The sequence below is a fragment of the Oscillatoria sp. CS-180 genome, assembly GCF_028330965.1.
Classification (GTDB): domain Bacteria; phylum Cyanobacteriota; class Cyanobacteriia; order Phormidesmidales; family Phormidesmidaceae; genus Halomicronema.
This window is the reverse complement of sequence record NZ_JAQMUB010000021.1, coordinates 76493-103443: the sequence shown is the minus strand read 5'-3', so window position 1 is coordinate 103443 and position 26951 is coordinate 76493. Positions and strand designations below refer to the sequence as shown.

Annotated in this window: 22 protein-coding genes; 15 read left to right on the top strand and 7 right to left on the bottom strand. The window is 49.2% G+C overall.

Annotation, left to right across the window (positions count from 1 at the left end):
• The first annotated feature begins 125 nt into the window (after positions 1–125).
• A complete protein-coding gene (locus PN498_RS03645; RefSeq protein ID WP_272061317.1) occupies positions 126–1538 on the top strand; it encodes an ATP-binding protein in 1413 nt (470 codons plus the stop codon).
• Between the two features lie 177 nt (positions 1539–1715).
• Here PN498_RS03645 and hemJ read toward each other — a convergent pair whose 3' ends face one another.
• On the bottom strand, positions 1716–2318 hold the full coding sequence (gene hemJ / locus PN498_RS03640) for a protoporphyrinogen oxidase HemJ (protein ID WP_272061316.1): 603 nt from the start codon (positions 2316–2318) through the stop codon (positions 1716–1718).
• 321 nt (positions 2319–2639) lie between these two features.
• Here hemJ and PN498_RS03635 point away from each other — a divergent pair, with 321 nt between their 5' ends.
• From PN498_RS03635 to dusA, 3 genes are all read left to right on the top strand, one after another.
• Positions 2640–3107 carry an Lrp/AsnC family transcriptional regulator gene (locus PN498_RS03635; protein WP_272061315.1) on the top strand — a complete coding sequence of 156 codons (468 nt, stop codon included), beginning with the start codon at positions 2640–2642 and terminating at the stop codon, positions 3105–3107.
• Between the two features lie 21 nt (positions 3108–3128).
• Positions 3129–3791: a LysE/ArgO family amino acid transporter gene (locus PN498_RS03630; RefSeq protein WP_272061314.1), complete on the top strand. Its 663-nt coding sequence runs from the start codon at positions 3129–3131 to the stop codon at positions 3789–3791.
• A 96-nt stretch (positions 3792–3887) separates the two neighbouring features.
• Positions 3888–4907 (top strand): tRNA dihydrouridine(20/20a) synthase DusA, encoded by a 1020-nt coding sequence (gene dusA / locus PN498_RS03625; protein WP_272061313.1) that lies wholly within the window; start codon positions 3888–3890, stop codon positions 4905–4907.
• A 96-nt stretch (positions 4908–5003) separates the two neighbouring features.
• Here the strand turns inward: dusA and PN498_RS03620 are convergent, their stop codons facing one another.
• Positions 5004–5942: an alpha/beta fold hydrolase gene (locus tag PN498_RS03620; RefSeq protein WP_272061312.1), complete on the bottom strand. Its 939-nt coding sequence runs from the start codon at positions 5940–5942 to the stop codon at positions 5004–5006.
• 35 nt (positions 5943–5977) lie between these two features.
• Complete coding sequence (locus PN498_RS03615) at positions 5978–7822, bottom strand: mechanosensitive ion channel family protein (protein WP_272061311.1); 1845 nt, start codon at positions 7820–7822, stop codon at positions 5978–5980.
• Between the two features lie 86 nt (positions 7823–7908).
• Between PN498_RS03615 and PN498_RS03610 the strand changes: the two genes are divergently transcribed.
• The 4 genes from PN498_RS03610 to PN498_RS03595 all read left to right on the top strand — a co-directional run bounded on the left by PN498_RS03610 (position 7909) and on the right by PN498_RS03595 (position 13150).
• Positions 7909–8505, top strand: coding sequence for a phycobiliprotein lyase (locus PN498_RS03610; protein ID WP_272061310.1), 597 nt, complete (start codon positions 7909–7911; stop codon positions 8503–8505).
• Between the two features lie 175 nt (positions 8506–8680).
• Positions 8681–9493, top strand: coding sequence for a phycobilisome rod-core linker polypeptide (locus PN498_RS03605; RefSeq protein ID WP_442951397.1), 813 nt, complete (start codon positions 8681–8683; stop codon positions 9491–9493).
• Between the two features lie 291 nt (positions 9494–9784).
• Complete coding sequence (locus tag PN498_RS03600) at positions 9785–11041, top strand: hypothetical protein (RefSeq protein WP_272061309.1); 1257 nt, start codon at positions 9785–9787, stop codon at positions 11039–11041.
• 126 nt (positions 11042–11167) lie between these two features.
• Positions 11168–13150 (top strand): hypothetical protein, encoded by a 1983-nt coding sequence (locus PN498_RS03595; protein WP_272061308.1) that lies wholly within the window; start codon positions 11168–11170, stop codon positions 13148–13150.
• A 13-nt stretch (positions 13151–13163) separates the two neighbouring features.
• Here the strand turns inward: PN498_RS03595 and PN498_RS03590 are convergent, their stop codons facing one another.
• Positions 13164–15452, bottom strand: a complete 2289-nt coding sequence (locus tag PN498_RS03590) for a glycosyltransferase (protein ID WP_272061307.1) — start codon at positions 15450–15452, stop codon at positions 13164–13166.
• Between the two features lie 565 nt (positions 15453–16017).
• The gene (locus PN498_RS03585) at positions 16018–16659 is read right to left on the bottom strand and encodes a DUF2834 domain-containing protein (RefSeq protein ID WP_272061306.1); all 642 of its coding nucleotides are present in this window, start codon (positions 16657–16659) and stop codon (positions 16018–16020) included.
• Between the two features lie 337 nt (positions 16660–16996).
• Here PN498_RS03585 and PN498_RS03580 point away from each other — a divergent pair, with 337 nt between their 5' ends.
• A complete protein-coding gene (locus PN498_RS03580; protein ID WP_272061305.1) occupies positions 16997–18001 on the top strand; it encodes a pentapeptide repeat-containing protein in 1005 nt (334 codons plus the stop codon).
• A 237-nt stretch (positions 18002–18238) separates the two neighbouring features.
• Positions 18239–18577 carry a divalent-cation tolerance protein CutA gene (gene cutA / locus PN498_RS03575; RefSeq protein ID WP_272061304.1) on the top strand — a complete coding sequence of 113 codons (339 nt, stop codon included), beginning with the start codon at positions 18239–18241 and terminating at the stop codon, positions 18575–18577.
• Between the two features lie 39 nt (positions 18578–18616).
• Here cutA and PN498_RS03570 read toward each other — a convergent pair whose 3' ends face one another.
• On the bottom strand, positions 18617–19507 hold the full coding sequence (locus PN498_RS03570) for a hypothetical protein (RefSeq protein WP_272061303.1): 891 nt from the start codon (positions 19505–19507) through the stop codon (positions 18617–18619).
• A gap of 245 nt (positions 19508–19752) precedes the next feature.
• Complete coding sequence (locus PN498_RS03565) at positions 19753–20577, bottom strand: histidine phosphatase family protein (protein ID WP_272061302.1); 825 nt, start codon at positions 20575–20577, stop codon at positions 19753–19755.
• A 550-nt stretch (positions 20578–21127) separates the two neighbouring features.
• Here PN498_RS03565 and PN498_RS03560 point away from each other — a divergent pair.
• From PN498_RS03560 to PN498_RS03540, 5 genes are all read left to right on the top strand, one after another.
• Positions 21128–22021: a cation diffusion facilitator family transporter gene (locus tag PN498_RS03560; protein WP_272061331.1), complete on the top strand. Its 894-nt coding sequence runs from the start codon at positions 21128–21130 to the stop codon at positions 22019–22021.
• A 1-nt stretch (position 22022) separates the two neighbouring features.
• Positions 22023–22550: a CDP-diacylglycerol--glycerol-3-phosphate 3-phosphatidyltransferase gene (pgsA, locus tag PN498_RS03555; protein ID WP_272061301.1), complete on the top strand. Its 528-nt coding sequence runs from the start codon at positions 22023–22025 to the stop codon at positions 22548–22550.
• Positions 22551–22679: 129 nt separating this feature from the next.
• Positions 22680–25118 carry a S9 family peptidase gene (locus PN498_RS03550; protein WP_272061300.1) on the top strand — a complete coding sequence of 813 codons (2439 nt, stop codon included), beginning with the start codon at positions 22680–22682 and terminating at the stop codon, positions 25116–25118.
• A gap of 427 nt (positions 25119–25545) precedes the next feature.
• Positions 25546–26499: a heterocyst differentiation control protein gene (hetR, locus tag PN498_RS03545; RefSeq protein WP_272061299.1), complete on the top strand. Its 954-nt coding sequence runs from the start codon at positions 25546–25548 to the stop codon at positions 26497–26499.
• A gap of 156 nt (positions 26500–26655) precedes the next feature.
• Positions 26656–26928 carry a hypothetical protein gene (locus PN498_RS03540; protein ID WP_272061298.1) on the top strand — a complete coding sequence of 91 codons (273 nt, stop codon included), beginning with the start codon at positions 26656–26658 and terminating at the stop codon, positions 26926–26928.
• Positions 26929–26951: the final 23 nt, after the last annotated feature.

The following is a 26951-nucleotide window of genomic DNA, read 5'->3' as shown; positions in this document are numbered from 1 at the left end:
ATTCGATAGAGTGTAAGCAATATAATCTGAGAACACTCTCAAAGTTTGCAAATAGCCCATTCGTTCTTCCGCAGACGCTGGGTTTCAAATTTTACCAAGCACACTTGTCACAGGCTGTTGCTGTTATGACGCATAGAATTGAACAGCACTCGACTACGCTCTTAAAGCCCATTCAGATATCCCCTAGAAGTTTCAAAAGACAGCTCGAAACCGTCTTAAATGCCCTAGTGCAATTACGGATTCGAGCAACTATTTTTGCAAAGCTTCCACAAGGTAATAGCTGGCTGAATGATTTGAAGAACTATAGTCAAGCTGTTAACCCTTGTCCTGAGATTTATCTTTTCAAGCGGCCATCATCAGCAACTCAGGCTGAGTTTAAGTCAGTCATCATTCCCAATACCCACGCTATGCAGGGCGAATATTTTTTGGTAGTCATTGCAGAAACAGTAGGGCTGATGGTGCTGGGGCAACGGGAAGATGTTGTGTCTATCGAGCAGCCAGCGTCTTCATCCGAGGATTCAGAGACGGAAAGTCCGGAAAGTCTACCCAAGGTGAACTACAGCATTTCTGTGCAAAAGCCTTTGCTGCAACGAAAGGTTAATGAGATCCAGCAGCTGTTTCAGGCGAGTCTAGAAGAACATGCCGAGCAGCCCGACGTCGAAGCGGCGATCGCCAATTGGGAAACCGATATGCAAATCCCAGATTACTGTTCTCCGGCCTTACTAGATGCCATATTTCTGCAGGAGGGCAGCTTTCAAGATCAGCTTCAGCAAAAGGCTAGAGCCTACCGTCGGCAGGCCATGACAGCTTCTAGCTTGTCCTCCCAAAACGAAGCCCTACTCAACACCCTGCGCCTAAAAGACGACTTTCTGAACACAGTCGGACAAGAGTTGCGCACACCATTATCGACGATTAAAACAGCCTTGCCCCTGCTTTCCTCACCTAACCTCAAACCTCCTCAGCGACAGCGTTACTTGGATATGATCGGGCGAGAATGCGAACGTCAAATTAATCTCATCAACGGTGTTTTGGAACTGTTGCAAATCGAAAGAAGTCTCATGACGGCCAAACCAGAACCCGTCAAACTCTTCGACATCCTGCCGGGCATCGTCAGTATCTATCAGCCGATCGCTCAGGAAAAGGGAATCCGCCTCGCCTACACTGTCCCTAACACATTGCCAGCCGTCGGCTGTCCAGAAAACTGGGTACGACAAATCGTCATCCACTTGCTAAGCAATAGTATTCGTTACACCGACTCTGGTGGTGAAGTTTGGGTCACCGCTCAAGATGAAGAGGAAGATGCTCTGGTCGTCAATGTTAGGGATACGGGCATGGGCATTCCCCAAAATGAACTGTCGCATATCTTCGAACATTTTTATCGAGGCCGGCAGACCAACCCAGACGAAGAGGGAGCAGGGTTGGGACTATCGATCGTTCAGCAGCTACTGCTGTATTGCGGTGGCGATATCAGCGTAGAGAGCCAGCCTGATGTGGGAACTCATTTTCGAGTCAAGCTGCCGATTTACCAAGGAACATAATCAGCCGGAGTCAACCGCTTTATAGTCAACTCCGGCTAGTACCGCTACGCGAAATTCAAAATACTCTGCGAGAAGAGCAAAGCTCTACAAAACTAGGGCAGATAAGCTTTCCGAGCGTTTTACAGGTTGAGCTTATTTCTGCCGTAGTGTACTAGTTAGTCCTTGCTCAACACGGCCTTAACCCTGAGCAGGTTCAGGTATTTCAGCGGATTGTTCAGTCCCGGCTTCAAGCTGTTGACGCTCCTTGTCCAGACGTCGCTTGCGGGCATACAGCTGAATGGTTACTGCCATGACTAGGGTTAAACCGGCAATCAGCCAGGTCGTCGCATCGGTCGGCAAGTTGTTCTTGAAAATAACAAGCATTACGATAACGACGAGCAAAAGCGTTGGTGCTTCGTTCAAAGCCCGCAGCTGCTTGCTATTCCATTTACAGTCCCCTCGCCACAGCTGTTTCATTAGGCGACCGCAATAGTGGTGATAGCCCAGCAACAGGGCAACAAAACCGAGCTTAGCGTGCATCCATCCCTGCTTCAGCCAATCAGGATTAGTCACCAACAAGCCAATTGCCATCGCCACCGTCACAATCATTCCCGGAGTTGTGATGATGCGATAGAGCCGCTTTTCCATGATCTCGTATTGGCTCTTAAGAATGCTGGCAGCAGGTTCAGGCTCAGCCTCAGCCTCAACATGGTAGATGAAAAGGCGCACCAGGTAGAACAATCCTGCGAACCAAACGACAACGCCAATAATATGAAACGCTTTGAACCAGTAATAAGCCATAGGTATGGATAAGAAAATTGCTGATAGTTTCAACCAATGCAAAAGAAGTTTGCAAAGTGTAAAAGCTTGAAATCTATTGTGGAATAAGCGATCGCCATTCAAAAGAGAGACCCGTTCTATCTTAATGTTTCGAGAAAATCTCGCCGCTCTTTGACGCCCACGTGCCACCAGTCGAGGTCGCCTCTTTTGTTTCAAAGGTTATTACGCTCAAATCTTACTAAAAAAAGGCACATATCAGCTTGCACCTAATTAAACGAGGCTAATCCGAGTTGTTTATGTTATCTTTGTTTCTACAAGTTTTCACCTTATAAAGCAAAGACTATGAGCTTAGATGCTTTGGATTCAAAAGTAGTGAAGCATCTCATGCAACAAGCCCGGATGACTTGGGCTGAGCTAGCCGCCCAACTTGGCCTCTCTGCCCCCGCTGCCGCTGATCGTGTTCGCAAGCTTGAGGAGCGCGGCGTCATCCAAGGCTATTGGACCCGAGTTAATCCTCAAAGCCTGGGATATGACCTGACGGCCTTTGTCGCAGTGACGTTGGAGCATCCCCGCGATCGCGACGGTTTTCTGACCCAAATTCACGCTCTGCCAGAAATTCAGGAATGCCACCACGTCACAGGAGATGATGATTATCTTCTGAAAGTTCGCTGTCGAGGCACTCAAGGGCTAGAGCACTTAATCACAAATGGCCTGAAACAGGTTTCTGGAGTTCTGAAAACCCGAACCATCATCGTCCTCTCAACCGTGAAAGAAACGATCGCTCTGCCCATCCAAGACAGCGATCGCTAACAGAAATCCCCACTCCCTCCCATGCTTTCCACCCTCCTCGAAGGACTCATCCTCGGCCTCTCGATCGCAGCCCCCGTCGGCCCCATCGGCATTCTCTGCGTCCGGCGCACGCTAGCACTGGGACGCTGGATCGGGCTGGTATCTGGCCTGGGCGCAGCAACCGCAGACGGCTTCTATGGCTGTATTGCCGGATTTGGACTGACCGCGATCGCAGATTTTCTCACTAACCAGTCCATGGGGCTGCGAATCGTGGGGGGGCTTTTTCTGGGCTATTTAGGCATCAAAACGTTTCTGACCAAGCCCTCCTTAGAGATCTCCTCTACAGCAGTTGACGGACAGGGGGCCGAGCTTGCCGTTGTCGGCGAAAAGTCGGCGGTGCCGCGATCGCTCCTGACGGCCTACGGTTCTACCCTGGCACTGACCTTGACCAATCCCGCGACTATTTTGTCCTTTGCCGCCATTTTTGCCGGAATCGGCATCATTGAATCAGGACAAGACTATTGGACCTCAGGGGTGTTGGTGCTAGGCGTGTTTCTGGGGTCCGCCCTGTGGTGGCTATTTCTGAGTGGTGCGGTTAGCCTATTTCGCGATCGCATCAAACCCACCCACATGCGTTGGCTCAATCGACTTTCCGGCATCATTTTATTGGTGTTTAGTCTCGTTGCGCTGACGTTTTGGCTGTAATGAAGCAGCCGTTCAAACGAGCGGGCGAGATTGAAAGCACTGCACAATAGGGTTTGCGCTTTAAGCTAGGGTTAGAAGACCGTTTTTGCTGGCGCTATGACCGTTTCCGCTGTCTATCCACAGTCTGTCAAAAAGACTCCTATCACGGGCTATCCCATCAGCATTGCCCCGATGATGGATCGCACTGATCGTCACTATCGCTATTTCATGCGGCAGATGACAACGCGAACACTGCTCTACACCGAAATGGTCACCTCACAGGCCATCTTGCATGGCGATCGCGACCACCTCTTGGGCTTCTCCCCTGAAGAAAAACCGCTGGTGCTGCAAGTCGGTGGTGACGATCCCAAACGACTAGCGATGTGTGCTCGCATTGCTGAAGACTACGGCTACGATGAAGTCAATTTGAACGTGGGGTGTCCTAGCGATCGCGTGCAGAGCGGTAATTTTGGAGCCTGCCTAATGACTCAGCCAGCACTAGTGGCCGAGTGCATTGCAGCTATGACGGGCGCGACGAGCATTCCAGTCAGCGTCAAACATCGCATCGGTGTCGACGATGTCGATAGTTATGACCATATGGCTGACTTTGTTCAAACAGTGGCTACGACGGGCTGTCAGCGATTCACCGTGCATGCTCGCAAAGCTTGGCTAAAGGGCCTTAGCCCCAAAGAAAATCGCGACGTTCCTCCGTTACGCTACGAGGACGTATATCGTCTTAAGCAAGCGTTTCCCCAGCTGTGGATTGAAATTAATGGTGGCATTAAAACGCTGGAGCAATCGCAAACGCACCTCCAGTCAGTCGATGCAGTCATGATTGGCCGCGCCGCTTATGACACGCCGTATCTGTTCGCTGGGGTAGACCAACAATTTTTTGGGGAAATAGCAGAGGAGAGAACGAGATCGCAAGTCGTTCACGCTATGCTGCCCTACGTCGAAGCCTGGACACAGCGAGGACTCAAACTCAACAGCATTACTCGCCACATGCTGATGCTCTTTCACGGTCAGCCTGGTAGCCGCCACTGGCGACGTCTCATCACCGAAAAGTCCTGCCGTCCCGGTGCGGGCGCTGACGTTTTACAGGCAGCCCTTGCTGAAGTCGAACGGTTTAGTGGATGAGGTAAGACTAACGGGCTGTTGTGATCGCAGAGGCATGATGAGTCATGTGAATGCTGGGTTCATGGCTGCTGAGTCGCATTGACGTAGATGCCTCTACTAGACACTGAACTGTTCCTCTAGCCAGTCCAATATTCGCTGATTGATCAGCTCAGGTTCGTCGTCATAGAGGCAGTGCCCCACATTAGGAATAATGTTGAATGTCACCAAGGGACTAAGCGGTGCAACCTGTTCACCCCAAGAGAGGGGAATGACCTTGTCAGCTTCTCCCCACAGCAATAAGGTCGGTACGGTGAGTTGAGGAATCAGCTGCTTCGTCCGGGGGGTGAACTGTAGATCAGTGCGCGATCGCACCAAATAACAGAGCGTTCTCGCCGCTCCACGCTCTTCAGTAGGCTGAACAAACTGACGAATGAGAATATCGTCAACGCGCTCTTTCCGCTGATAAATGCTCGTCAGCACCCGACGGATTATTCCTGGTCTACGAAAGATTTCAAAGATGGGTCGAATTAATAGTGGCGTCGAGAAAAACTGCTCGGCCATTCGAGACGAGGATTCCACCCAGCCAGACAGTAACTCCTCACGCGCCGCAGGCAAAGTCAGCATTATTAGCCGATGAGCCATCTCTGGGTAGTTCACAGCATTGTTCAATGCCACTAACGCCCCCAAGGAATGACCCATTAATATAGTAGGCTGACCAATCCAAGCTTTCCAAAAGTCATAGACTTGAGCACTCCAAAGGTCGGTGTTGAATACGGTGACCGCCTTTTGAGAATCACCAAAACCTAGAAGATCCACTGCATACACCGTGTGCTGCTGGGAAAGAGCAGCAATATTGTCGCGCCACTGTTCCAGGCTTGCCCCAAAACCATGCAGCAACAGCAACGGCAGACCTGTAGCCGCCTCCGCCGTTGCTGGAAAGACTTGATAGCGGATTCTCCAGCCGCGCCAGTACCAGTACCGATTCTTGGCGATCAGTCCTTGGTTCAGCCTTGGCGGAAGAACTTCAGGCGATTGAGGTAATTGAGTGGAAACCATAGACTATCGAAGGCTGTCTTCAAAAATGTACCCGGTCAGGCTTCAACCGTCGTGTCTGAACTTTCAGACGACAGTCCGTTGACAGATGACTCAGGCGGTTTAGCAATCTGTTCGGACAATCCCGAAACATGGATGACTTGCTGGGGCACCCCTAATGGAATTTGAGCCCGCTCGAAGGTTGTCTTCAGGCGGCGGCGATACTCTCGTGCCACATCCCACTGTTTCAACGGCTGCGTTTTAATCCAGATGCGAATAGTAGCTCCAGTATGACTCAGCTCATCCACCCCCAACAGAACTGGAGGTTCGAGGATGAGCGTTCCCCAGATCTCATCCTTACGCAGGTCATTCGCCGTTTTTTCAACCAGCTGCAGCGCTTGGTCAATATCGGCCTCTAAACCCACAGGAACGGCTAAATCCACCTGAGACCATTCTTTTGAAAGGTTTTGAACAATGTCGATTTGCCCGTTGGGAATAGTGATGAGCTTGCCATCTGTGGCCCGTAGCTGAGTAATCCTCAAATTCATCGCTTCGACAAATCCAGTCATGTCGCGAACCGTTACCACATCCCCTACACCATATTGATCTTCTATCAGCACTAAAAAGCCGTTAATGATGTCTTTGATCAAACTTTGAGACGCAAAAGAGATGGCAAAGCCCAAAAGTCCCGCACCCGCAATTAGAGGCGCAACTTCAATGCCGGAAAGACTTAACATCACAAGGCAGGCAATGACAATGATGACAAAAGCGACAACGCCCTCAACAACTTGAGAAAATGTTGATAGTCGCAACACCAAGCGCTGCGATCGCTCTGCTGCTGCTGTTTGACTCTGAACAGTTAAGAATAGGCGATCGATCCAAATGCTGCTCAAGCGAATCAAGCTGTAAGTCACGAGAGCAATCACCACGAAACGAAACGGCACTCTCATGTAGCTGATGAAAACCAGCTGTAACCACCGGGTATAGGGAAAAAGTCCGACAATCACTAATGCACTTACTATCCAAAGGATAATTTGAAGCAATTTCAGGCTCTGTTTGATCACGCCCAAGCTGTTGATGCGCTGCCGGGTCAGCAATGTTGCTCGAAAAGTGTTCATGACCGCTCGTTCAGCTAGACCGATGGGACCTAGTACAGGATGATTCCGAGACTCTCGCAGTTGCTGACGACGCTTGTTGACATTTTGATGAAAGTGTTCGATCGCAAAACTTCCCAGCAGCGTCAGCAAAAGAATTGCCATTGTCCACTGCACCTGTCTCCACAAAAAGTCCGGCTGTCTTTCCTGGTAATAGCGCCTCAAAGCAGTCTCTATGACATCAGTAATTTGAGCCGCTCTCAGCGTGAGGGTGTTCGCACCCGTCAGCCTGGCGTCTAAGTAAGTCACCGTCATGACCATTTCATCGTTGACTTCAATGACTGGCTGATTGCTCTCATCATCAGTTGTGGATGAAATTTCTAACTCAAGACTGCCGGAGCGGGTCAATGATCGAGCCACGCTTTCCAGATTTCGCTCAATTTCTCTGGCACGTGCAGATGCTGATTGACTTCCATTCTCAGCGGGGGCAGCAATTTGAAATAAGAAGCGACCGTCTAGAAAGAGGGAGGCCAGATCAACCTCTGAGTTAGTCTCTTCGAAAATGGCTCTGATCTCAGGGGGAGCAAGATTTTGAAAGGGGCGCGTGACAGGATTCTCAAATGTGTTGCCGTCGTCCTGCACGTCCTCTTGCACAGGTGTACCCTCTTCTGTAGCTGTCGGCTCATCTTGCGCGAAAGCATAGCCGTTGTAAATCGTGAAGCATAAAAGGGCGATCGCAAATCCACAGGCGCAGTAGCCACAATAGCGTCTGGAAAGGCGTTGCCATCGAATTCCTAAAGTGAGTTTCATCAAAACGTTTCACCTCCGCACGCGCTCACCCTTACAATATCGATACAGATAAGTAGTAAGACGGGTTTGACCTACATAGAATCCCTATGGAAGCAATGGATTTCTTTCGGATGAGCGAAGGACACTGGGTTTCTCAGCGAACGACTCATCACTTGGCAATGCGCCGCACCGAATTAGGACAGCTCGAAATCAATGCCTCTGTTTTAGAGGCAGCGTCTCCTAAGGTAGCCGAAATTTGTGAGATGCATGATGTTTCTCCCGAGCGGGCGATCGGCGGAGCAGCCGTCAGTTGGCAAGGCTCTATGCAGTGGGACGAAGAGGGACAGAAGCAAGAAGGCGCAACCGTCCTAGTGCTGATTCCAGACACCGAAGATTCCACATCAGGCCAGCTTTTGAGGGAAAAAGGATATGCTGAAACATCCCCTGTGATTGGGCGTTATCAGGTGGATGAACAGGACGGTCTCATTCTGACAACCGATTACTCAACTATGAGTTCTGTCGAGCGTTTCTGGTTTCCCAACGAGTTCACCCGCATACGAACCAGCACAGTCATTGGCTTATCGAATACGGCATCCTTCTGTGTCGAGACCCGAATGGATAGAGATACCGAGGCTGGAGGGCAACCCGCTTCCTCGCCTCCTGCGACCCTTTCGACTGCCCACTATTCAGTCTTAGGTTGGTAAAGAAAGGTTGTCGGATTTTAGAGTCTAGACCTTCATTTTTGACAACACGGCCTTTTGGGGGACCGTTTTTCTTAGACATGGGACCGTCAAAGCGACTCTCTGACTGACACAGAGGGATTGTTAAGGTCTGTGATGATTTGTTCAGAATCTTCAGGGTCGCTCTCCGTCTTCCCCTATGATTGACATTACCGATTGTGAAAAATTCTCAGATACCGGAGATTCAGACGTGGCGCTTCCATTGTTGAATTATTCCCCATCCAGCCAAAACCAGCGCGTTGATGGATATGACGTCGGTGGTGATGAAAAGCCTCGCGTTTTCAGCACTGACGATTTATTGGATTCCACCGATATGGATGCCTTGATTGATGCAGCCTATCGCCAAATTTTCTTTTATGCCTTCAAGTGGGATCGTGAGCCTTTCCTGGAGTCTCAGCTAAAGAACGGACAAATCAATGTACGTGACTTTATCCGTGGACTATTGCTTTCAAAGACCTATTACAACAGCTTCTACGAGAAGAACAACAACTATCGCTTCGTTGAACAATGTGTAGAGCGGGTCTTAGGACGCCAAGTCTACAACGAGCGCGAAAAGATTGCTTGGTCTATTGTTATTGCCACGAAAGGAATTCAGGGCTTTGTAGACGAACTTTTAGATAGCGAAGAGTACGTCAGCAACTTTGGCTTTAACACCGTTCCCTATCAGCGTCGTCGAGTGCTGGCAGGGCGTGAAGAAGGTGAAATGCCAACTAATATACGGCTACCTCGATACGAGGAGTACCACCGGTCCATCCTGGGCTTTCCTCAGTCCATTTGGCAGACTCAGGTGCGTCGCTTTGTTCCTCAGGACAAAAAGCCGACCGAGGGCAATCCTCAGCGGTTCTTGGATATGGCTCGGAAGATCAGTCCTATGTCGGCTGCACCTGCTCGTGTAACGACTGCGGATATCAACATTGCGACCAAGGTCCCCTATCGCAAGGTTGCTTCGTAGAAACCACTGTCTTTGCTTCAAGGGAACTCGTTTTAAGGGGGCAGTACGCCCCCTTTTTTGTGCGTTTCTTCAACGCCCAGTGAAGAGAACTACAGTCTTTAGCAAAACAGGGTGATGCTCAGGATATTTACAGGTATTATGCGGACAAGGACAGATGGAAAAGTGTCCCTCTCCGGCTTTTTACTATTTGCTTTGAGGCTATGTTGGCCTCAGCCTACCGATATAGCGGTCAAAGAAATAAGAAAAGCTTGCCAGCGTTGTTAATCTTGCCGAGTTGGGTAATCTGCCAGCATGAGCCCCATGGATTCTTACGAGTCTTGGTCTAATCACCAGACAGCCTCCGCCGCTGAACTTGAGGATCACCTTTACACTCATTTGCAGCAGTGTCGTCAGCGGGAGGATGCTGATACTGTGTTGCAAAGGTTTAGCGATCTGTTTGTCGAAGCGGATGTCACATATCCCGACTCATTTGTATGGGATGTTTTGGTAGAGCTAGCTTATCGCCCTTATTCAGAGCGTGAGTTCAAATATACGCTAAACCGCTGTAGCTACACTTTAATCAACCCCTGGTCCACGCAACCTCGGGATCATTGGGCCATACCTGCTCTAGTTCAGCTGTTTGAAAGCATTCCCGACAGTCCGGCTCGGCATTCCGAGACGCAGCGAATTCGAGAGTTGAGTCGTCGTTTTACTAAAACCGATCAATACGCAGCTTTACGTCGGTTTGCCAACCTAATTGACGAAGAAGGCGAGGTTGAGAAGTCAATCGACGACCAACCTGTTGCCAAACAGCTTAAGCGGTATCCCTTCTTGTATGACAGTAGTCTGCTGACCAAGGATAGCGATCAGGATCAGAAGATGCAAGTTGGGAAGCTGCGTCGTGGTGCTGAAGCTGATCTAGGTGTAAAGCTGGCCCGATACTGCAATCAGCAAAAGCATGGTGCTAGTCGGAAGATTACGAATCCAACTCGTCTTTCTTCTACGGAGTTAGACCAAGCTCTGGCGTACTATACCGGTAAGGTTGAGGGAAATCGTAGCCACCGTGACCTGGCCCAAATGTTCCGTGCTTACAGCAAGACGGTACGCTCTTTCAGAGATTTTAAGGAGGAGTTTTTAGAGTATTTGCTGTCTCCTCTGGCTGATGCTGATCCTCGCTACGTCAACAATCACTTTGGTAAAGCACTGCGTCAGTATTTGCGCGAAACTCTCCATGATTTTGATGGTCAACGGCTCACCGATTTCATTGTTATCACTACCTGTCAGAAGTTACTGAACTTTCTGGTTGTCCAAGGTCGCCCACAGCCCGTTTTTCGTCGCTTTTGGCAGCTGTTGAATGAGGTTGGTCACACGCTGACAGTGGGGCTTCTTCTTAGAGTTGTCCTCTTCTGTTCTACGGTCAAACCCTGGCTGGAGAATCGCTTGACCGTCCTATTTAATTATCACGAGCGCTGTGCTTGCAAAGAAGTTCCTTGGCTAATGGACACTCTAGAGCACACCAACGTAGCGTTGCTAACCAATTTTGGTAAGTTTGGTTATTCTTTTACTTAGCTCTAACTTTAGAAAACATCAACGGTGGTTGCTTGGAATAAGCGATCGCCATTCTTTGTAAGGGCTCATCCACACGCCGTCCGATCCGAAACCTAGCAAGGCTTGCACAGTAGAAGGATGGTTTCTATGAGCGCGATCGCTGCGTTGTTGCCTCTAATTGAAATTGTCATTTTCAGTTTAGGTATCTTTGTTCTGCTAAGATGCCATCCCAAACCCTATAGGGTTGCTACGGCGCTCTCTCTGGGCATCATGTCTGGACTGTGCCTCTTATCGTTTCTCTTCCAGCTCTGCTTTTTGGCTGAGTTGCCCGAAGCCGCTCCGTTTTTAGAAGTTGTCATATTGGCTGGAATGATTAGGCTCATTTGGCAACAGCGGGCTACCGTTGACGACATCCGTCAGGCGGCGATCGCAATCTGGAAAGCGACACCCGTTACAACAGGTGTTTTTGCGATCGCTCTAACTTACCTCTTTACTCAAGCAATGCTGCTGCCGCCCAGCAGTTGGGATGCGTTAACCTACCATTTACCGCGCGTCCTACTTTGGGAACAAAACCGAACACTGTTCCTACGCAATTTCACAATTTCTCCCCTAGCCACTTTTCCCGTTGGCTCAGATATCCTGTTTCACGCCTTTCTACGGTTTCAGACTGATTATGGTTTAGGACTGTTCAGCTGGCTCTCGTATGTCGTGATTTTGCTGGGGACTTACGCCCTAACTCGTCCTGCTGTCAGTCGATCCATTGCGTTGACGACAGCGGTTGCGATCGCCTGTCTTCCAGAGATCGTCTACCAGTCCACAGGCACTAAGAATGACATCATGCTGGCCGCAGTCGCCTTGGTCTGTGTCCTCTGGGCTGAACGCTGGCTACGCATACCCTCACCTGAAGCGCTTTTCGGCTTGGGCTTAACGCTATGCTTCGGCGTCGCAGTTAAAACATCATTCGTTTTGTTTGCTGCCTTTTTTTTGCCGCTGTGGTTCGGTTTAGTCATTCAGCGTCGACAATTCTTCCTGCTGGTGCAGATGATAGTCAGACAGCGACAAGTGGTCCTGCTTGCCATCATTCCAGGACTGATACTGTCGCAGGGATGGCTCTTTTGGGATAACTATCAGCAATTTGGCGACTGGTTAGGTCCTGCTGAGTTTGCCTATCAAAATCAAAATAATGACGGTGTTCTAGGGGGAATTGCCAACGTTGTGCGCTATGGCTTTCACAGTATTCATCTGCTGCAACCCGTAGATGAAGCGTTGAAAGGATTGACCGGAGCATCCATCCCATCAGGATTACAGTCGATTTACGACAGTTCTTTTGCTCCCTTATTTGGACAAGCAGGGGTCGCTGAGTTTGTCCGCAATCAACCTTTCGAAATTCAGTGGCAGCCGCAAGAAGATACCTCCTGGTTTGGACCAATAAGTCTTTTTCTCGTTGGTCCAGCCGTAGCTTGGTGTCTAGTTAAAGACCGTAAGTTACCTCAAATTATGGCACTCGTAGCGGTGGGATTATTTTTAGCCATCAGCTACAAGATTGGTTGGTCTCCTTGGAAAGCCCGTTTCTTCACGCTGGTATATGTCTGCACTGGCCTGTGCGTTGCAGCTTTTTTAGCACAGCTTCAGCCCAAATCATGGGTGATGAAAGGCATTCGCTGGCTCAGTCTGGTGATTCTGGTGTATGCCTGCCTTTATAACTTCTCTAAGCCTATGATTCCTTCGTCCTTCTATCTCGGACGGGAAAATATCTGGCTTCGCAGCGACTGGACCCGCGATCGCCTGGTATACGACCACCTGTATCGCGGAGAGCGGTCTCAACGGATTGGTCAGGTTATTGACTCTGCCGATACAGTTCTCATTACCGGATACGACCATTACTTTTCGTTGCTGTTTCACAATCCAGGCATCAACTTCGTCTTGCAGGCTACCGAAGCGAATGTTGAGGGTGCCCTTTCGCTGGCAACCGTTCAAGAACAGTTAATCGAAGCCGACTACCTGATCTGTTTTGCCCAACCCTGTGACCCAACTAGCACTGACATCCCCTTGAGCTTAGAGTGGAATGATAATAACTTCGGCGGTATACCCGAAGTCTATGAAATTAGGAAGCAAAAGAATACCGGCTAAAGGCAGAGAACACCTACCCTTGAGACGTTGGCAGGGGTTTTACATGAACGTTACCCGTCAGGAAGCGGGGTCGAAAGAGAACCTTAAAAACGAGCCAGATTGAACGCAATTCTCCTGGAGAATTCCATCGTTTCCACTGTCCAGGGCGACAGAAGAGCATTTCGATGAGTTGACGCTGTTGCTCTGTCGGCAGGGGATCGAACTCTACGATAGCCACCGGAAACTCGCTTTGGTTATGGCTTTCTATCAGCCGTCCGGGTATTGACAGAGAGACTTCTGCAATCACAAGCGTTACCGGAAACACTTCTCCCTGAGCCAATGAGGGCAATCCTCGCTGGGTTAACGAAACGATCGCCCCTGTTTCTGAGATAGATTCAGTAACCCCCCACCAGGACGTCACCGTCATGCTTTCACCCGTGCCGGGCTGGCGCACAATCAACCGCACAACCCGACGTAAACTGAGCCAAACCCCCCCTTCAGGGTTAGGGACATCACACAAAATTAGCAGCGCGATACCAACCATGATGAGGTTGTAAGTACTCCATATCCAGCCGAGCGCCATTCCTTTAAGATGTGCTCCCCCCCAACCCATAGATAGACACCAGCCAAGATTGCGCCATAGACTGATGGCCGTCAATACAAAGACAATAATGAGCGGCCATGCCAGTTTCCAGTTGAAGACAAAGCGATCGCTATTAACGCCCTTCGGTGTCACTTTAAATCCCTTGGAAAAAGGCTTGAGTAGAGCTTGAATCACCGTCGCGGCCAATGGAAAAACCAGCACCAGACTGTAAACGTCTGATAATAGCGCTGAGCGCGATCGATGGTTCAGCCAGCCAAACACTGTCAGTTGCACAGCGTAGTACGGCAAAAAGAAATAGAGCGCTTCTGCCGGAGAAGCCTGTATGGGAATCACTTGAAAAAACGTGTAGGCGAGAGGCATCAATAAAAATACGATGCGAGGAATACTGCCAAACCAATGCAGCAGTCCTTCCAAGTGAGCCAATCGCTGAATCAGCGTCAGCCCCCGAATCGTCAGGGGATTGGTCTCAATGAAGAAAGCTTGTAAAGTACCCTGTGCCCATCGAATCCGCTGGGTGGCATGGGCCGAGATGGTTTCAGCGGCTAAACCAGCACTCAGTTTTTCATTGAGGTAAATAACTTTATTGCCCTGTGCTGCCAGACGGATAGCCGTAAAGTAATCCTCACTTAGGGATTCGGTGACAAAGCCCCCCGTTTTTTCCAGGGCAGTCCGCCGCACAACAAAGGACGTACCTGAGCAAACAACACCGCCAACCCCATCGCGCATCGGTTGAATTTGGCGATAGAAAACCTCTTCATCCGGTGTCAGAATGCCTTCAAGTCCTAGATTGCGTGCAATGGGATCGGGATTATAAAAGCTTTGAGGTGTCTGCACTAACGCCACATTGGGATCTTGAAAAAAACCTACCGTGCGCCAAAGAAAATTTCGGGTCGGCACAAAGTCGGCATCAAAAGAGGCAATGAGGTCTCCTGAGGTGTGAGCGATCGCGTGATTTAAGTTCCCGGCCTTAGCGTGAGTATTGTCAGGGCGGGTGAGGTATTTGCACCCCAAATCTTCTGCAAGAGCTTTGATGACAGGACGACGGGTATCGTCTAGTAAATAAATCGTTTTGTTGGGATAGTCCATTGCCTGGCAGCCGATGATAGTGCGCCGCAGGATAAACGCAGGTTCATCGTAGGTCGGAATAAAAACATCGACCTGAGGTAGATATCGACCTGAAATAACGTCCGTCTGAAGCTGATCGGCTTGGGCGTGGCGATCGCGCACACGCAGTAAAAGGAGCAACTGAATGACACTACCTGTAATCCCTAAAATTTCCATGCTGAGCAACAACAGGCTAAACGACCCGTTTAGTGGATCAGATAAATTCAGGGTCGAAAAAATTCGCCAGGAAAGATAGCGGATCAGAGACGCTAACAAAATGGCAATGACGGCAATCCGAGATCGGGTACGTGGTTGAGGCGAAGCACGAGTGATTCCCCAAGCAATTAAAAAAAGGATGACGGTGGGTGCTAAAAGGTACTGTCCCGTCAACATTGGTACCTCTGCCCAAAAAGGAGGATTAGCCTGAATCCTGGCAAGCTGTTCGAAAATAGTGGCTATCTGTGACTGCCCTGCGAACCAGGCAGCAACAATGGCTGCCGCCAGACAAACGATCGCAATCAATATAAACGTGGCCCAATGAACTCGTCGAACTAGGTAAGCAGATGAGAGTGGGGTTTTCCCAGCTACGGTCTTAACAGAAGGAGATGGGGGCATAGATCTCGTAATCTCGTAAAGAATTGCTGACATCCATAGGCCGCTTTAACAAAGCCGGCTTATGGCATAGAGACTCACTGATATGAGTCCCATTCCTGCTTATGTATGACTCGCATTTGCAGATGGCAATTCCAGATGAGGGAAGTTCCTTCGTGCGGTCGTCTATGATGACCTAGCTAAAATCACAGCGGGTATAGGTTGGTATCAACTAAAGTAATCCCAAAATTAGTAAGAGCTTTGTTGGATCCTTAATGTCAATCCGATCTACATCTCTAAGACACTAATCCCGTAGATTGAGTCAGCAATCCCGCATGTCTTGATCATTCCTCTAGAAGCAACAGTAAACTTCAGGGAGAGCCATTTGATTCAGGATAGTTTACGAGACGAAACTGTTCTGTTGTGACAGTCATGATTGGTTCTACTCAGATCTTGCGGTTGTCCCGACATTGCCTGACTTGGCCCCCCTGCCCCCCAAATTTGGAGGGTTCTGAGGTCGAAGTCCCCCAGAATTGGGGGATTTGGAGGCAAATGCAGGATGCCGATGTACTAGTGCAAGATCTCAGGTCTAGGCATTCTCAGGAAGTGGAGGACGAAAGGCTAAGTACGCCGTCAACCCGATGAGCGGTACAGCACTGACCAAGCTAAATAATTGAGTGTTCTTTAAGCCTCGTCGCGCCATATCATCGCCTAAAAGACTTGGAACCAACAGCCACAGTAGGCAGAAATCTAGACTCATAACGTGGATAAAACGGCTATTTTGCCACTGCGCTACAAAGTCAGACCAGTCCCCCGCATAAAATCCGTAACCCAAAAGCCCGGAGGCCCCAATTAGCAAACTGAGACCTAGCCAACGCGAATCGACCAATGCTAGAAGTCTACTTTTGGGAGGAGAAAAGGTTGAATTCGGCTGCCTTAAAATGAGGTAAGGCAGCAATAGAAAGGCACCAAAGCCGAACGAGCCTAAAACGAAGGGCCAGGCAGGTGTCTTCTGACCATCTCCATCAATGAGCGCCAAACAAGCATACGCTATGGGCCAAACGCCCATTAAGTTGAACAAAGCCACGATCGCTGGGTTGATGTCAGCCCAGTCACCAGTAGCAAGCTTCTGAATTAACGTGGCTGTGTTGGGTTGGTCAGGGGGTGCCAGCACAAAAGCATAGCCAGTAAAGGCAAGCCAGACTATGGCAAAGAAAGCGCGACGCAGCATTTTGAAGAATCCGACGAGTACTAAGTTTCAATCTAAATTATCAATCAACTTAACAAAATCTTCCTATTTCAGTCAGCGCATCCTAATTTGATAACAGAGAGCAAGTACTCGCTCCGAAGCGTGTGCGATCGCTCTTGCCAGCTATTCTTGCTTGATCGCAGATGCTGACCATAACAAACCATCCCAAGCCTTGCAGCTCAATCCTTTTAGAGCATTAAACAAAATTTTCCAAAAGGCAGCTAGGGATTTCGAAAACACACCTTCAAAGCAGCTCTTTCAACTCCATTAAGTAGCGTTTAGTTTTTTGATCTTACTCCATCAAAATCACTGCCATCCCATGAGAGCACTGGATGTGTTAGTAACTGATTTTCATCACCGCACTCAACGTTTGGCACTAGGGCACTTCGCGATGAATGCCAACTATCTTCTCGAACTTTATGAATCTGGCTATCGTGACTTCGCAGGTATTCATCTCTGCGGAGTCAACCTGAGTCAGCGGATTTTAGTTGACGTCAGTCTGCACCATGCGAACCTATTGGGTGCCAACTTGGGTCGAGCGTTCTTAACCAAAGCAAATCTAATCGATGCTAATCTTCATCGGATTGACGGTAGTTTTGCCAAGCTCAGCGAAGCGAATTTGCAACGCGCACAGCTCAGCAAAGCAAATTTACGCGGTGCGTTCATGGTTAAATCTGACCTCTCAGAAGCTCAACTGAGTGGTGCAAATTTGAGTTACGCCAATTTGCGCGGAGCCACGTTGAGAGGGGCTAATTTATGCGGAACCAATCTTTGTGGTGCGAATTTGCGAGGGGCGGATCTCAGACATGCCAATGCATCTTGGGCTAATTTGAGCGGTGCTCGTCTAAGTGGGGCCGCTTTAGGGCGAACACTTCTAGATGATGTAGACCTAGAAGGAGCGTATCTCAATGGGGTCAATCTGCAAGGGATGGACCTCAGTGGCACAAATCTCAAAGAGGCTAAACTTAATGGTGCCCGCTTAGATAACGTCAACTTAACCTCAAGTAACTTGAGTTTTGCGACGTTAAGAGAAGCCAGCTTAAAACGAACCAATCTCACGGGTGCCAACATGACTGGAGCAATCCTATGGCATGCCAAGATGCAGCAAGTTGACCTCACTCGGGCAGATTTATCACGAGCAAATTTGGCAGGAGCGTTTCTAGACGTCGTCTCTATTGAAGGAACTGAATTTACCGACGCTATTTTACCCAGAAGCGCCCAGCCAGAATTGTATGAACGTGCGACTGGCGTCACTCGCTGGAGCAACCGCTCTACACTAGAAACCTTAGAAGCGTGCCAGTTTGTTGATCCAACGTCCCTTTGAGAAACGACTCAAGGCGGGATAACTTGATAGCACGATAATTACGGCAACTCTCTATGGCCATTGCCAGTTTTGTTAGGGCCAGACAGCGAGACATCTGACTTATTGCACTGAGTACCTGGATGCCGCTGAGTGCGTTGGCCTAGAGGGCCTAAAGTTATAACTTAAGACAGTTGAGGACACCAAAGTTCTCCTGTATCAAGGGCTTATTCTGCTTTGTGCGATATACGGAGCGCTACTTTGACACAATACGGTGTGGTTTTAGTGACTGTCGATACGCAAGAGGTAGCCCAAGAAATTGCAACTGCTTTAGTCACTGAGCAGCTAGCTGCCTGCGTCAACCTTTTCCCGATTCATTCGGTGTATCGGTGGGAGGGAGAAGTTCAGCAATCGGCAGAATGGCAGCTGGTGATTAAGACGAATTTGGGGCAGTTTGGCGCAATTGAACAAGCTCTGCAAACGCTACATCCCTATGACGTGCCTGAAATTCTGGCGCTTCCGATTCAGGCTGGATCGAAAGCTTATTTAGACTGGATAGCTGACAGTGTTGAGCAGGGCACCGGCCACGAGACACCATAGCAGCTTATCGAGGAGGCAAAAGGATGAATTCAGTCCTTTCTATTCCACACTATCGGTTGCTGGGGCAGTTTCTTCAATCTGCTGCAGCTGTTCAGCTTGCAACAACGCCTGATCACTGTTTTGCTGGTAAGCCAAGACGCGATCTTGAGCGATCGCATAGTTCTCACTATCGGTAGGAACCTGTGCCATTAGTTCAGAAGCCCGTTGCCAACGAGCTGCCAAGTCTAACCACTCGGCAGGAGTAGTCGCCTGCTGACCGTCTGCGGCAGCCTGCTGGGCCAACCGAACGGCTTGAGCAAAGGTATCTCGGGGTGTAGGAGCGTCAGTCTCCATCCCCTCTGAAACGACATTTTCTTCGGAGGGAGTCCCTGCTGTAGAAACAATTCCCAGTCGATGTTTAAGCACCCATCCCACCAACAGCAGCAAAAGACAGAGACTCGCCCCACCGACTAAACCTCGAACAAAGTAGCGTTGACTGAGTCGGCTCTGTTTTGAATTCGTCACGACGATTTCTTTGCGGGCTTTTGGCTGCCTGAGATCTTGCCAAAAACGAGCAACAGGATTGGGCTGTTGTAGCTTAATGAGCTCCGACCAGAGCAGTTGGTTTTCAGGATCGCGAGTAATTTCTTCAAACCACAATAGCTGTTGCTCTCTGACGATCCGACTGTTGATGTTGACCTTGCGAATATGCCGAGGCGACAGTTCTTCAAGAATCGTTTTGACACGCTCAATCACTTCGGCCTTGTCTAGCTGCTCCGCCGTTGGGGCTTCACAAAGGAGTTGCAGTACACCATCGACAAGAATGGCTCGTGTCCGAATATGCGAATCAGCAAGTCGTTCATTCAGGATTTGAATGATTGCAGCAACACTTCCCTGGCGAGCCTGCCCAAGAATGTCGTTAACTTCGGAAGAGGTCTGAGCCGTTTGCATAGTGAACGAACACATTCAACAAAGTAAACCCCAGTTTAACTTTAATCTTCGATGTGTTTCCTCAGTAGTTCTTTATTTACTTAATACAACGTCTCTCAACCAATAGATATTAGTTAAGTCAGCTGATCTTTTTACAGTTAAAAGCCTCTATGAGCATTAAGTGTTGGGCCATGCTTTGATAGCAATCAAGCTGATGAAGACTGAAAAAGGTTTGCCAATTATTTTGAAAGTACTGACAGAGCATACTACTGGGCACTATCAGCAGTACTTCTAATAGTTGAGGCATTTGCCCAATGTTGACAATTGTTGAATTGCTTTATCTGCCAAAAATCGCTGATCCCTCGTAACGTTTGTTCTTCTGCACAGCGATCGCAATCCACCCAAAATTCAAACAGTGCTGTATTAGGCATGTCAATTTTCCAGGTGCGATCGCACCCCATTAAACAGGCAATAAGATGTTCCATGATCCAGTGGTGAGAGATGATCCAGACAGCATCTTGGTTGCTGTGACTATTGAGTAGATGGGTGATAAATTGATTTGCCCGCGATCGTCCTTCCAGAGGTGTTTCAGCCTTTGGAATTGGGATCCATTCCTGGGAGGTTTCTAACGCTTGACACAATTCTGGATACTGGCGCTGGGCGTCTGTCCAAGTGAGCCCTGCCAAAATTCCTGCGTTGAACTCTTCCAACTGGTGGCTAATCGAAAAGATCGGCAGAGGATCAGTCGTCTGTTGCGCCTCTTGATGCACGAGAGGCAGTGGGATGGGCACAGGATGGGCAATCTCCGCTGTGGCAGGAGTCTGCACCAGCTGCCAATGCCAGGGAGTCATTAATAGTTGAGCGGTCGCCAAGGCACGTTGTAGCGGACTGGTGTAGATATGACTAGGCTGCCATTGGCAGCGGTGGAGTTCAGTCGCCAGCGATCGACACTGCTGCTGTCCCTCAGCGGTAAGTCCGCCGTCATCACGACTACTCATCCGTCCTTCGCGATTGTCAAAAGATTCTCCATGACGAATAAACAGCAGTTTCAGCACAATTTCAGCACAATGAGGGAGATTTTCAAGGGACACTACACATAGTCTTATCTTTCGAACTCAGATCTTACAGTTGTCCCGACATTGCCTGACTTGGCCCCCCTTGCCCCCAAAATTTGGGGGGTTCTGAGGTCGAAGTCCCCCAGCATTAAGGGATTCGGGGGCAAATGCAGGATGCCGATGTACTAGTGCAAGATCTCAGCCGAATGGATTCGCTGAGAGAAGAATCTACGTCTAGCGTCAGAGACCTAGTTTTGTCAGCATGATAGGTTTATTCCCCATAGGTATAGAGACTAGCCATCTTAAATATTGAAAAATACAAGTCTTTGAATGTCGTTGTATAAGCTTCGCGATAAATTGAAGATACCTGAACACTAGTAGATTCAAATAGTCTACCGTTCTCTATAGCGTAGCCATTTTGATTGAAGTGCTTGTCATCGCTCTGGTAGCTAGCATAGGGTCAAAATGTTTTGCAATAGGCTCCTTTTAACAAGACTGGCGAGCGTTATACCTTAGCCAATCTGAGTGTATTTGTGTGACACCAGACCTGCCTAATCATTCTTCTGAGACTGTGACTCATCAGTCGATGAATCGGCTGAAAGACAGCCGTAGTCAAGTTCGTCAAGTTTTGCTAGCAACGCTGGTTCTCAATTTGCTGGTGGTCGTCCTTAAAACTGCTGTTGGCTTGTGGACAGGGTCTTTGAGCTTACTAGCAGATGCAATACATAGCGTTACAGACAGCGCGAACAACGTTTTAGGCTTGATAACAAACCAACTCGCTTCTCCCTATCCTGATCGCTATTATCCCTATGGACATCAAAAATATGAGGCCATTGGAGCATTAGGTGTTACGGCTTTCTTGGGAATCGCCTGCTTTGAAATTTCGCAGACAGCTATAGAACGCTTCTGGGCCGGCGGAGAATCTGTCTCAATGTCAGAGACTGCGCTATGGATCATGCTTGGGGTGTTGCTTGTCAACATTGGTGTTGCTTTCTATGAGCGACAAGTGGGTCTACGCTTGCGTAGCAATATTCTGGTAGCTGATGCCCACCACACAATGAGTGACGTTTGGATTACAATCGCTGTCCTGGGTGGACTCATCGGCGTTTGGCTAGGTTGGCAATGGTTAGATGTGGTCATGGCCTTCCCCGTAGCTATCCTGGTCTTTAAAAGCGGTTGGGACGTGCTACGAGACAATCTGCCCTGGTTAGTGGATGAAATGGCGATCGCACCCGAATCAATTCATTCCACAGTGATGCCGGTGCCAGGAGTTTTGAATTGCCATAGCATTGCTTCTCGTGGCCTTCTGGGAAGACAAGTTTTCATCGACATGCATCTCATCGTGGAACCGTGTGATATTACGGCAGCCCATGAAATTACAGACCATGTTGAAGCGGTTTTATCCGAAAAGTATGGTCCTGTCCGCACCACCATTCACCTTGAACCTTTAGATCGTCAGTCTTCTCAGATTAGCTATTGACATGAATTTACCGACTTGGATTACCGTTTCACGTCTGTTGGGCGTTCCCGCAGTTCTGATCTTATTGCTCAACCCTACGCCCTATCGAGCCTGGATTGCTGTGGGTGTTTTCCTGGTTGCGGCTAGCACTGACTGGGTGGACGGCTATCTGGCTCGGCGTTTAGATCAGGTGACTGATTTGGGTAAATTTCTCGACCCGTTGGTTGATAAACTGCTGGTGCTAGCCCCGCTCTTGGCGCTTATTGAATTAGATCGAGTTCCTGCTTGGGGTGTTTTTTTAATTCTGGCAAGAGAACTGGCGATCTCAGGCTGGCGCGTTAATCCTGCCTTTCAATCCCAATCCGTTCCTGGTGCCAATATCTGGGGTAAGGCCAAGACTGTGCTGCAGATTACCGCGATCGCCTTTCTCATGGCTCCCCTCCCGATCACTTGGCAACCTGTCGGCCTAATCTTATTTTGGCTGTCAGTGCTGATGACGTGGATTTCTGGGATTTTATATGTGGTGCCGCGATCGCAACCTCAATCCTAGACCGAAGCAAGGTCGAACATTAAAACGCGAATTGGTTGTTGCCCTTCACAAAATTTCCTCTCTGCACGTCTTTTTTTGCCCAAACGTGCCACGATGGTCATTTAGTTGCTGACTGAACACTGAGATGTCATGAAAGCTGTTTTTGCTCCTCTCTTTGGCATTGCTGTCAGCATTGTTAGCTTTGCTCCAACAATCACTATGGCCCAAGCAACGTGGCAACAACCTCCTGAGCCGATCGCTTCGCTACTAGATACTCCGTGGTACCCCGGAGTCAGTATTTCACCTAACCATGAATGGCTAGTTCGGTTAGAACGTCCACCCTTGACTCCGCTTGTAGAGTTAGCCCGCCCTAGGTTACGACTAGCAGGACTGCAAATGAATCCGGCGACTCGCGGACCTGCCCGTGCCTATGCCTATCGCGGCTTAGAGATTCAGAACATCACGACAGGTAAACGTCAGCCCATTACACTTCCAGACAGTGATGGTATTCGTAATTTGCGCTGGTCGCCCCAAGGAAATCTATTGGCGTTCACTCTCGACCATGCCGACGGCATCGAGCTGTGGGTTGCTGATATGGTGCAGGGATCAGCCCGTCGTTTGACTGCTCCAATTCTGAACAACACCTATGGTATGCCCTGCCGCTGGATCTCAGAAACAGCCGGACTCCTCTGTAAACTGGTTCCGCCAAACGAGGGCATTCCACCAGTGCCCGCATCGGTGCCAGAGGGACCTCGGATTGAGCAAAATCTAGGACGAACAGCTCCAGTTCGCACCTATACCAATCTCTTGGAAACGCCAGATGATGAAGTTCTGTTCGAGTATTACGTCACTTCAGTGTTAGCCCGGATCGGTCTGGACGGCGATCGCACTCAGCTCACGGATGCCCAAATGATTGTCGCCGCCACGCCATCCCCAGACGGCAACTGGATATTGCTGACTACTCTCCAGCGTCCTTTTTCCTATCAGGTGCCCGCTCGACTGTTTCCTAGACGAACCGCTGTTCTTGATCAAGCTGGACAAGAGGTGTATCGGGTTGATGAACTTCCGCTGGCAGATGATATTCCTGTCACCTTCGATTCAGTGAGAAAAGGACGTCGTATTGTGGGCTGGCGCAGCGATCGCCCTGCTAGCCTCTATTGGGTAGAAGCGTTGGATGAGGGGGATGCCAGCAAAGAGACCGACCGTCGAGATGCCGTGTTTCAACTAGAGGCTCCTTTCGAGACAGACCCAACTTCCCTATGGACGACCAACTTGCGGTATAACCGCATTCTCTGGGGCCATGATAATTTGGCCTTGGGCGTTGAGACTTGGTACGACACCCGTCAAATCAGGGTTTGGCAGCTCAATCCTGCTGACACTAATACTGCGCCTGTTCTTCTAGACGAGCGAGACTATCAAGACAGCTATCGCAATCCAGGTCAGCCCGTCACAATGCCAGGCCCCTATGGACGCCAGGTTCTCATGTTTTCTCCCGACGGCAGCAGCCTTTATCTCAGAGGGCGCGGTGCTTCTCCAGAAGGAGTGTATCCGTTTTTAGACCGCTGGAACTTAGAAACACAGGAAAAAGAGCGCCTTTGGCAGGCTGCGGATCCTTTCTATGAGTCGGTGACGGTCCTGCTGGACAATCAGGGTAGCCAAATCATCACTCGGCGCGAAACGACCCAAGATACCCCTAATTACTGGTTGCAGGATTTAGCGACTGGACAAGAAACACAGCTCACCGAATTTGCCGATCCTCGTTCCTGGTATCGAGATGTGGAGCCGGAAATTCTTCGCTATGAACGAGTCGATGGTATTGCTTTGTCCGCAACCCTCTATTTGCCACCCGGTTATGATCCCCAGACGGATGGCCCCCTACCAACCCTATTGTGGGCCTATCCTCAAGAATTCAAAAGTCGTGATGCGGCGTCCCAAGTTACGGCTGCTGAAAATGCATTCCGGCGTCCCTATGCTTATGATCCCCGGTTTCTGCTGACGCAGGGATACGCCATTGTGATGGGGCCCACGATGCCTATCATTGGTGAGGGTGATGTGGAACCCAACGATACCTATATTCAGCAGTTGACTCAGAGTGCTGAGGCCATTGTGAATTACCTAACCGAACGAGGGATTAGTCAGAACGGTCAGATTGCGATTGGGGGACACTCTTATGGCGCGTTTACAACGGCCAATCTGCTAGCTCATACGGATTTATTCAGTGCTGGTATTGCTAATAGTGGAGCCTACAACCGCAGCCTGACTCCGTTTGGGTTTCAGGGAGAACAGCGAATGTATTGGGATGCGATCGAGGCTTATATCCAAATGTCGCCGTTTACCCATGCAGCCAAGATTAACGAACCTTTGCTGTTAATTCATGGGGGTGATGACGCCAACACGGGCACTTATCCTCTGCAAAGCGAGCGACTATATGGTGCTATGAAAGGGTTAGGAGGAACAGTGCGCTGGGTAGAACTGCCCCTTGAAGGGCATGGTTACGAGTCCCGCGAGGCAGTCGGTCATGTCCTCTGGGAAATGGATCGCTGGCTAGAGCAATATCTGAAGAGGACAACAGGCCCTACCTCTGAATGAGAACAGCCTCTTCAAATTATCTAATGGGCAAATACGGAAAGCATGCAACGATGCAAGCATTGCAGATTACAATGCCTATCATAGGTAACCCTGGCTAGTAAACTTTGCTATGTAGCGCCGACCATTTTGATTGAAACACTGGGTATCACTCCGATTCCAGCATGGCATCAAAATGTCCTAAGCGCTGTCATTGATGGACTTGGCAGCTGCTACCCGTGGTTCTAGTCTGTGGGAACTGTAGCCATTAGTCTCTCTAAACTGTTCACTGTTGAGAAAATCTGAATGGGGTTTTCTCAGCTAGCGAATAGAGCAAGATAGACACCGGACCGATCGCAATCGCATCAGTTCCAAGCTATAAGGGTCATACCTGTTTGTCTGCATCTACGCTAATTTCTGGCTTAGCAAAAATTCAAATGCGAGTAGGAGCGTGACAAAATTCGCGACGTCTTCACAGGATTCTTTTCCCCTCACGACTGATTGTGACCAAGTCATTGCTGATCTCAAGGTCAGCTCAGCAGATCGCATTCTGATTTATCTAGCGATTAGCGTCATGAAGCTGGGGGGGCATCGTTATGGTGCCTTTCTAGAAGCAGCTAACACTGCTGCAAAACTCGCAATTTACTCCTCTTATTTAGAGCAGAGCAAAAATGTCCGGAAAACTAGCTTTTTGCATCACGTTGAGCCTAAACGTGTCAGAGCCATTATCAAAGAGGTGGAAGGATTAATTGCGGAAGGGCGATCGCTCACAACCCTTAGCGACCAAGAACCTTACTATCTAATTGGACTGCCCTATCTGTGGCAAGAAAAATATCCTTGGGAGCCAGGGCTATCTCGTCTTAATGGCCATCACCTCACTGCTAAGGAGCATGAAGAACTTCATGCTCAGTTTTCAGACAATCTACCGGATGCTCGTTTTCTGGATTTATTCGAGTTTCTAGATCTGATTAAGTTATTACACACAAAATCACAGGCAGAATATCCGCTCAATCGGCAAATGCCATTAAGCGAAGCCTTGACAGAACACATCAAGTTTCGACTATTGCACTCTGGCACGGTGACCCAGGTTGATATTCCGTTCTTATCAATTCCTATCTTTGCACTGACGCGCACTCACTATGCCCCAAAGGGAGAACGGGAACGAGTCTTCACGATGATGAAAGACTTAGCGCGATTTTCGAAGTTAATGCAGGGGTGGGTGATTGAGCGCCCTGACGTAATTCGAGGTCTCGAAGTTTTTGATGTGCCTCTTGATAAGCGAGAGGAAGCGCTAGAGGAATTAGATACGCTTCTGAAAGAATGGGCTGACAAGTATCACCAAGACGGTGGTCACCCAATGATCCTGCAAATGGCTGCTGGAACCCGTGAACCCGGTGAAGCGTAAACATTGTTGCTACTGTCTGTTGCTACGAATAGCCCTGCTGCCTGTTCGAAGCTGAATGATTAAGGCAGTTTTAGGGCATTATGTTGTGCATCCATCCAAAGGTGTATTCTTTTTCTAATACTTTGGATAGATGCATAGAGTTTGTTTGTATCTCTTATGAATAAAAGTTGGTTTTCAGACTACATCATTTACTCTGAACGTAATGGACAGAGTTATGCGCGTCGAGCCTGTCGACCATTAGAATCGCATATCAAAAAAATGCTGGGGCTGCCTGTTAGTGAATTTTCCATTCAAGCTGAGATTAAATATCTCAATATTGTTCCAGAGGGAGCGACTTGCGAGTGTCCAGCTTGCAAGCTGAGAGCACCAGGTAGTCCTGGCATCCTTTGGGCTGTCAAACGAGAGGAAATGGTTCCCCGGGAGCCATAGCAAAAAGCAGAACACTATTAACC

Excerpts from the sequence above, each read along its gene's own strand:
- PN498_RS03645 (WP_272061317.1), top strand. The coding sequence starts at position 126 with ATGACGCATAGAATTGAACAGCACTCGACTACGCTCTTAAAGCCCATT.
- hemJ (WP_272061316.1), bottom strand. The coding sequence starts at position 2,318 with ATGGCTTATTACTGGTTCAAAGCGTTTCATATTATTGGCGTTGTCGTT.
- PN498_RS03635 (WP_272061315.1), top strand. The coding sequence starts at position 2,640 with ATGAGCTTAGATGCTTTGGATTCAAAAGTAGTGAAGCATCTCATGCAA.
- PN498_RS03630 (WP_272061314.1), top strand. The coding sequence starts at position 3,129 with ATGCTTTCCACCCTCCTCGAAGGACTCATCCTCGGCCTCTCGATCGCA.
- dusA (WP_272061313.1), top strand. The coding sequence starts at position 3,888 with ATGACCGTTTCCGCTGTCTATCCACAGTCTGTCAAAAAGACTCCTATC.
- PN498_RS03620 (WP_272061312.1), bottom strand. The coding sequence starts at position 5,942 with ATGGTTTCCACTCAATTACCTCAATCGCCTGAAGTTCTTCCGCCAAGG.
- PN498_RS03615 (WP_272061311.1), bottom strand. The coding sequence starts at position 7,822 with ATGAAACTCACTTTAGGAATTCGATGGCAACGCCTTTCCAGACGCTAT.
- PN498_RS03610 (WP_272061310.1), top strand. The coding sequence starts at position 7,909 with ATGGAAGCAATGGATTTCTTTCGGATGAGCGAAGGACACTGGGTTTCT.
- PN498_RS03605 (WP_442951397.1), top strand. The coding sequence starts at position 8,681 with ATGATTGACATTACCGATTGTGAAAAATTCTCAGATACCGGAGATTCA.
- PN498_RS03600 (WP_272061309.1), top strand. The coding sequence starts at position 9,785 with ATGAGCCCCATGGATTCTTACGAGTCTTGGTCTAATCACCAGACAGCC.
- PN498_RS03595 (WP_272061308.1), top strand. The coding sequence starts at position 11,168 with ATGAGCGCGATCGCTGCGTTGTTGCCTCTAATTGAAATTGTCATTTTC.
- PN498_RS03590 (WP_272061307.1), bottom strand. The coding sequence starts at position 15,452 with ATGCCCCCATCTCCTTCTGTTAAGACCGTAGCTGGGAAAACCCCACTC.
- PN498_RS03585 (WP_272061306.1), bottom strand. The coding sequence starts at position 16,659 with ATGCTGCGTCGCGCTTTCTTTGCCATAGTCTGGCTTGCCTTTACTGGC.
- PN498_RS03580 (WP_272061305.1), top strand. The coding sequence starts at position 16,997 with ATGAGAGCACTGGATGTGTTAGTAACTGATTTTCATCACCGCACTCAA.
- PN498_RS03570 (WP_272061303.1), bottom strand. The coding sequence starts at position 19,507 with ATGCAAACGGCTCAGACCTCTTCCGAAGTTAACGACATTCTTGGGCAG.
- PN498_RS03560 (WP_272061331.1), top strand. The coding sequence starts at position 21,128 with ATGAATCGGCTGAAAGACAGCCGTAGTCAAGTTCGTCAAGTTTTGCTA.
- pgsA (WP_272061301.1), top strand. The coding sequence starts at position 22,023 with ATGAATTTACCGACTTGGATTACCGTTTCACGTCTGTTGGGCGTTCCC.
- PN498_RS03550 (WP_272061300.1), top strand. The coding sequence starts at position 22,680 with ATGAAAGCTGTTTTTGCTCCTCTCTTTGGCATTGCTGTCAGCATTGTT.
- PN498_RS03540 (WP_272061298.1), top strand. The coding sequence starts at position 26,656 with ATGAATAAAAGTTGGTTTTCAGACTACATCATTTACTCTGAACGTAAT.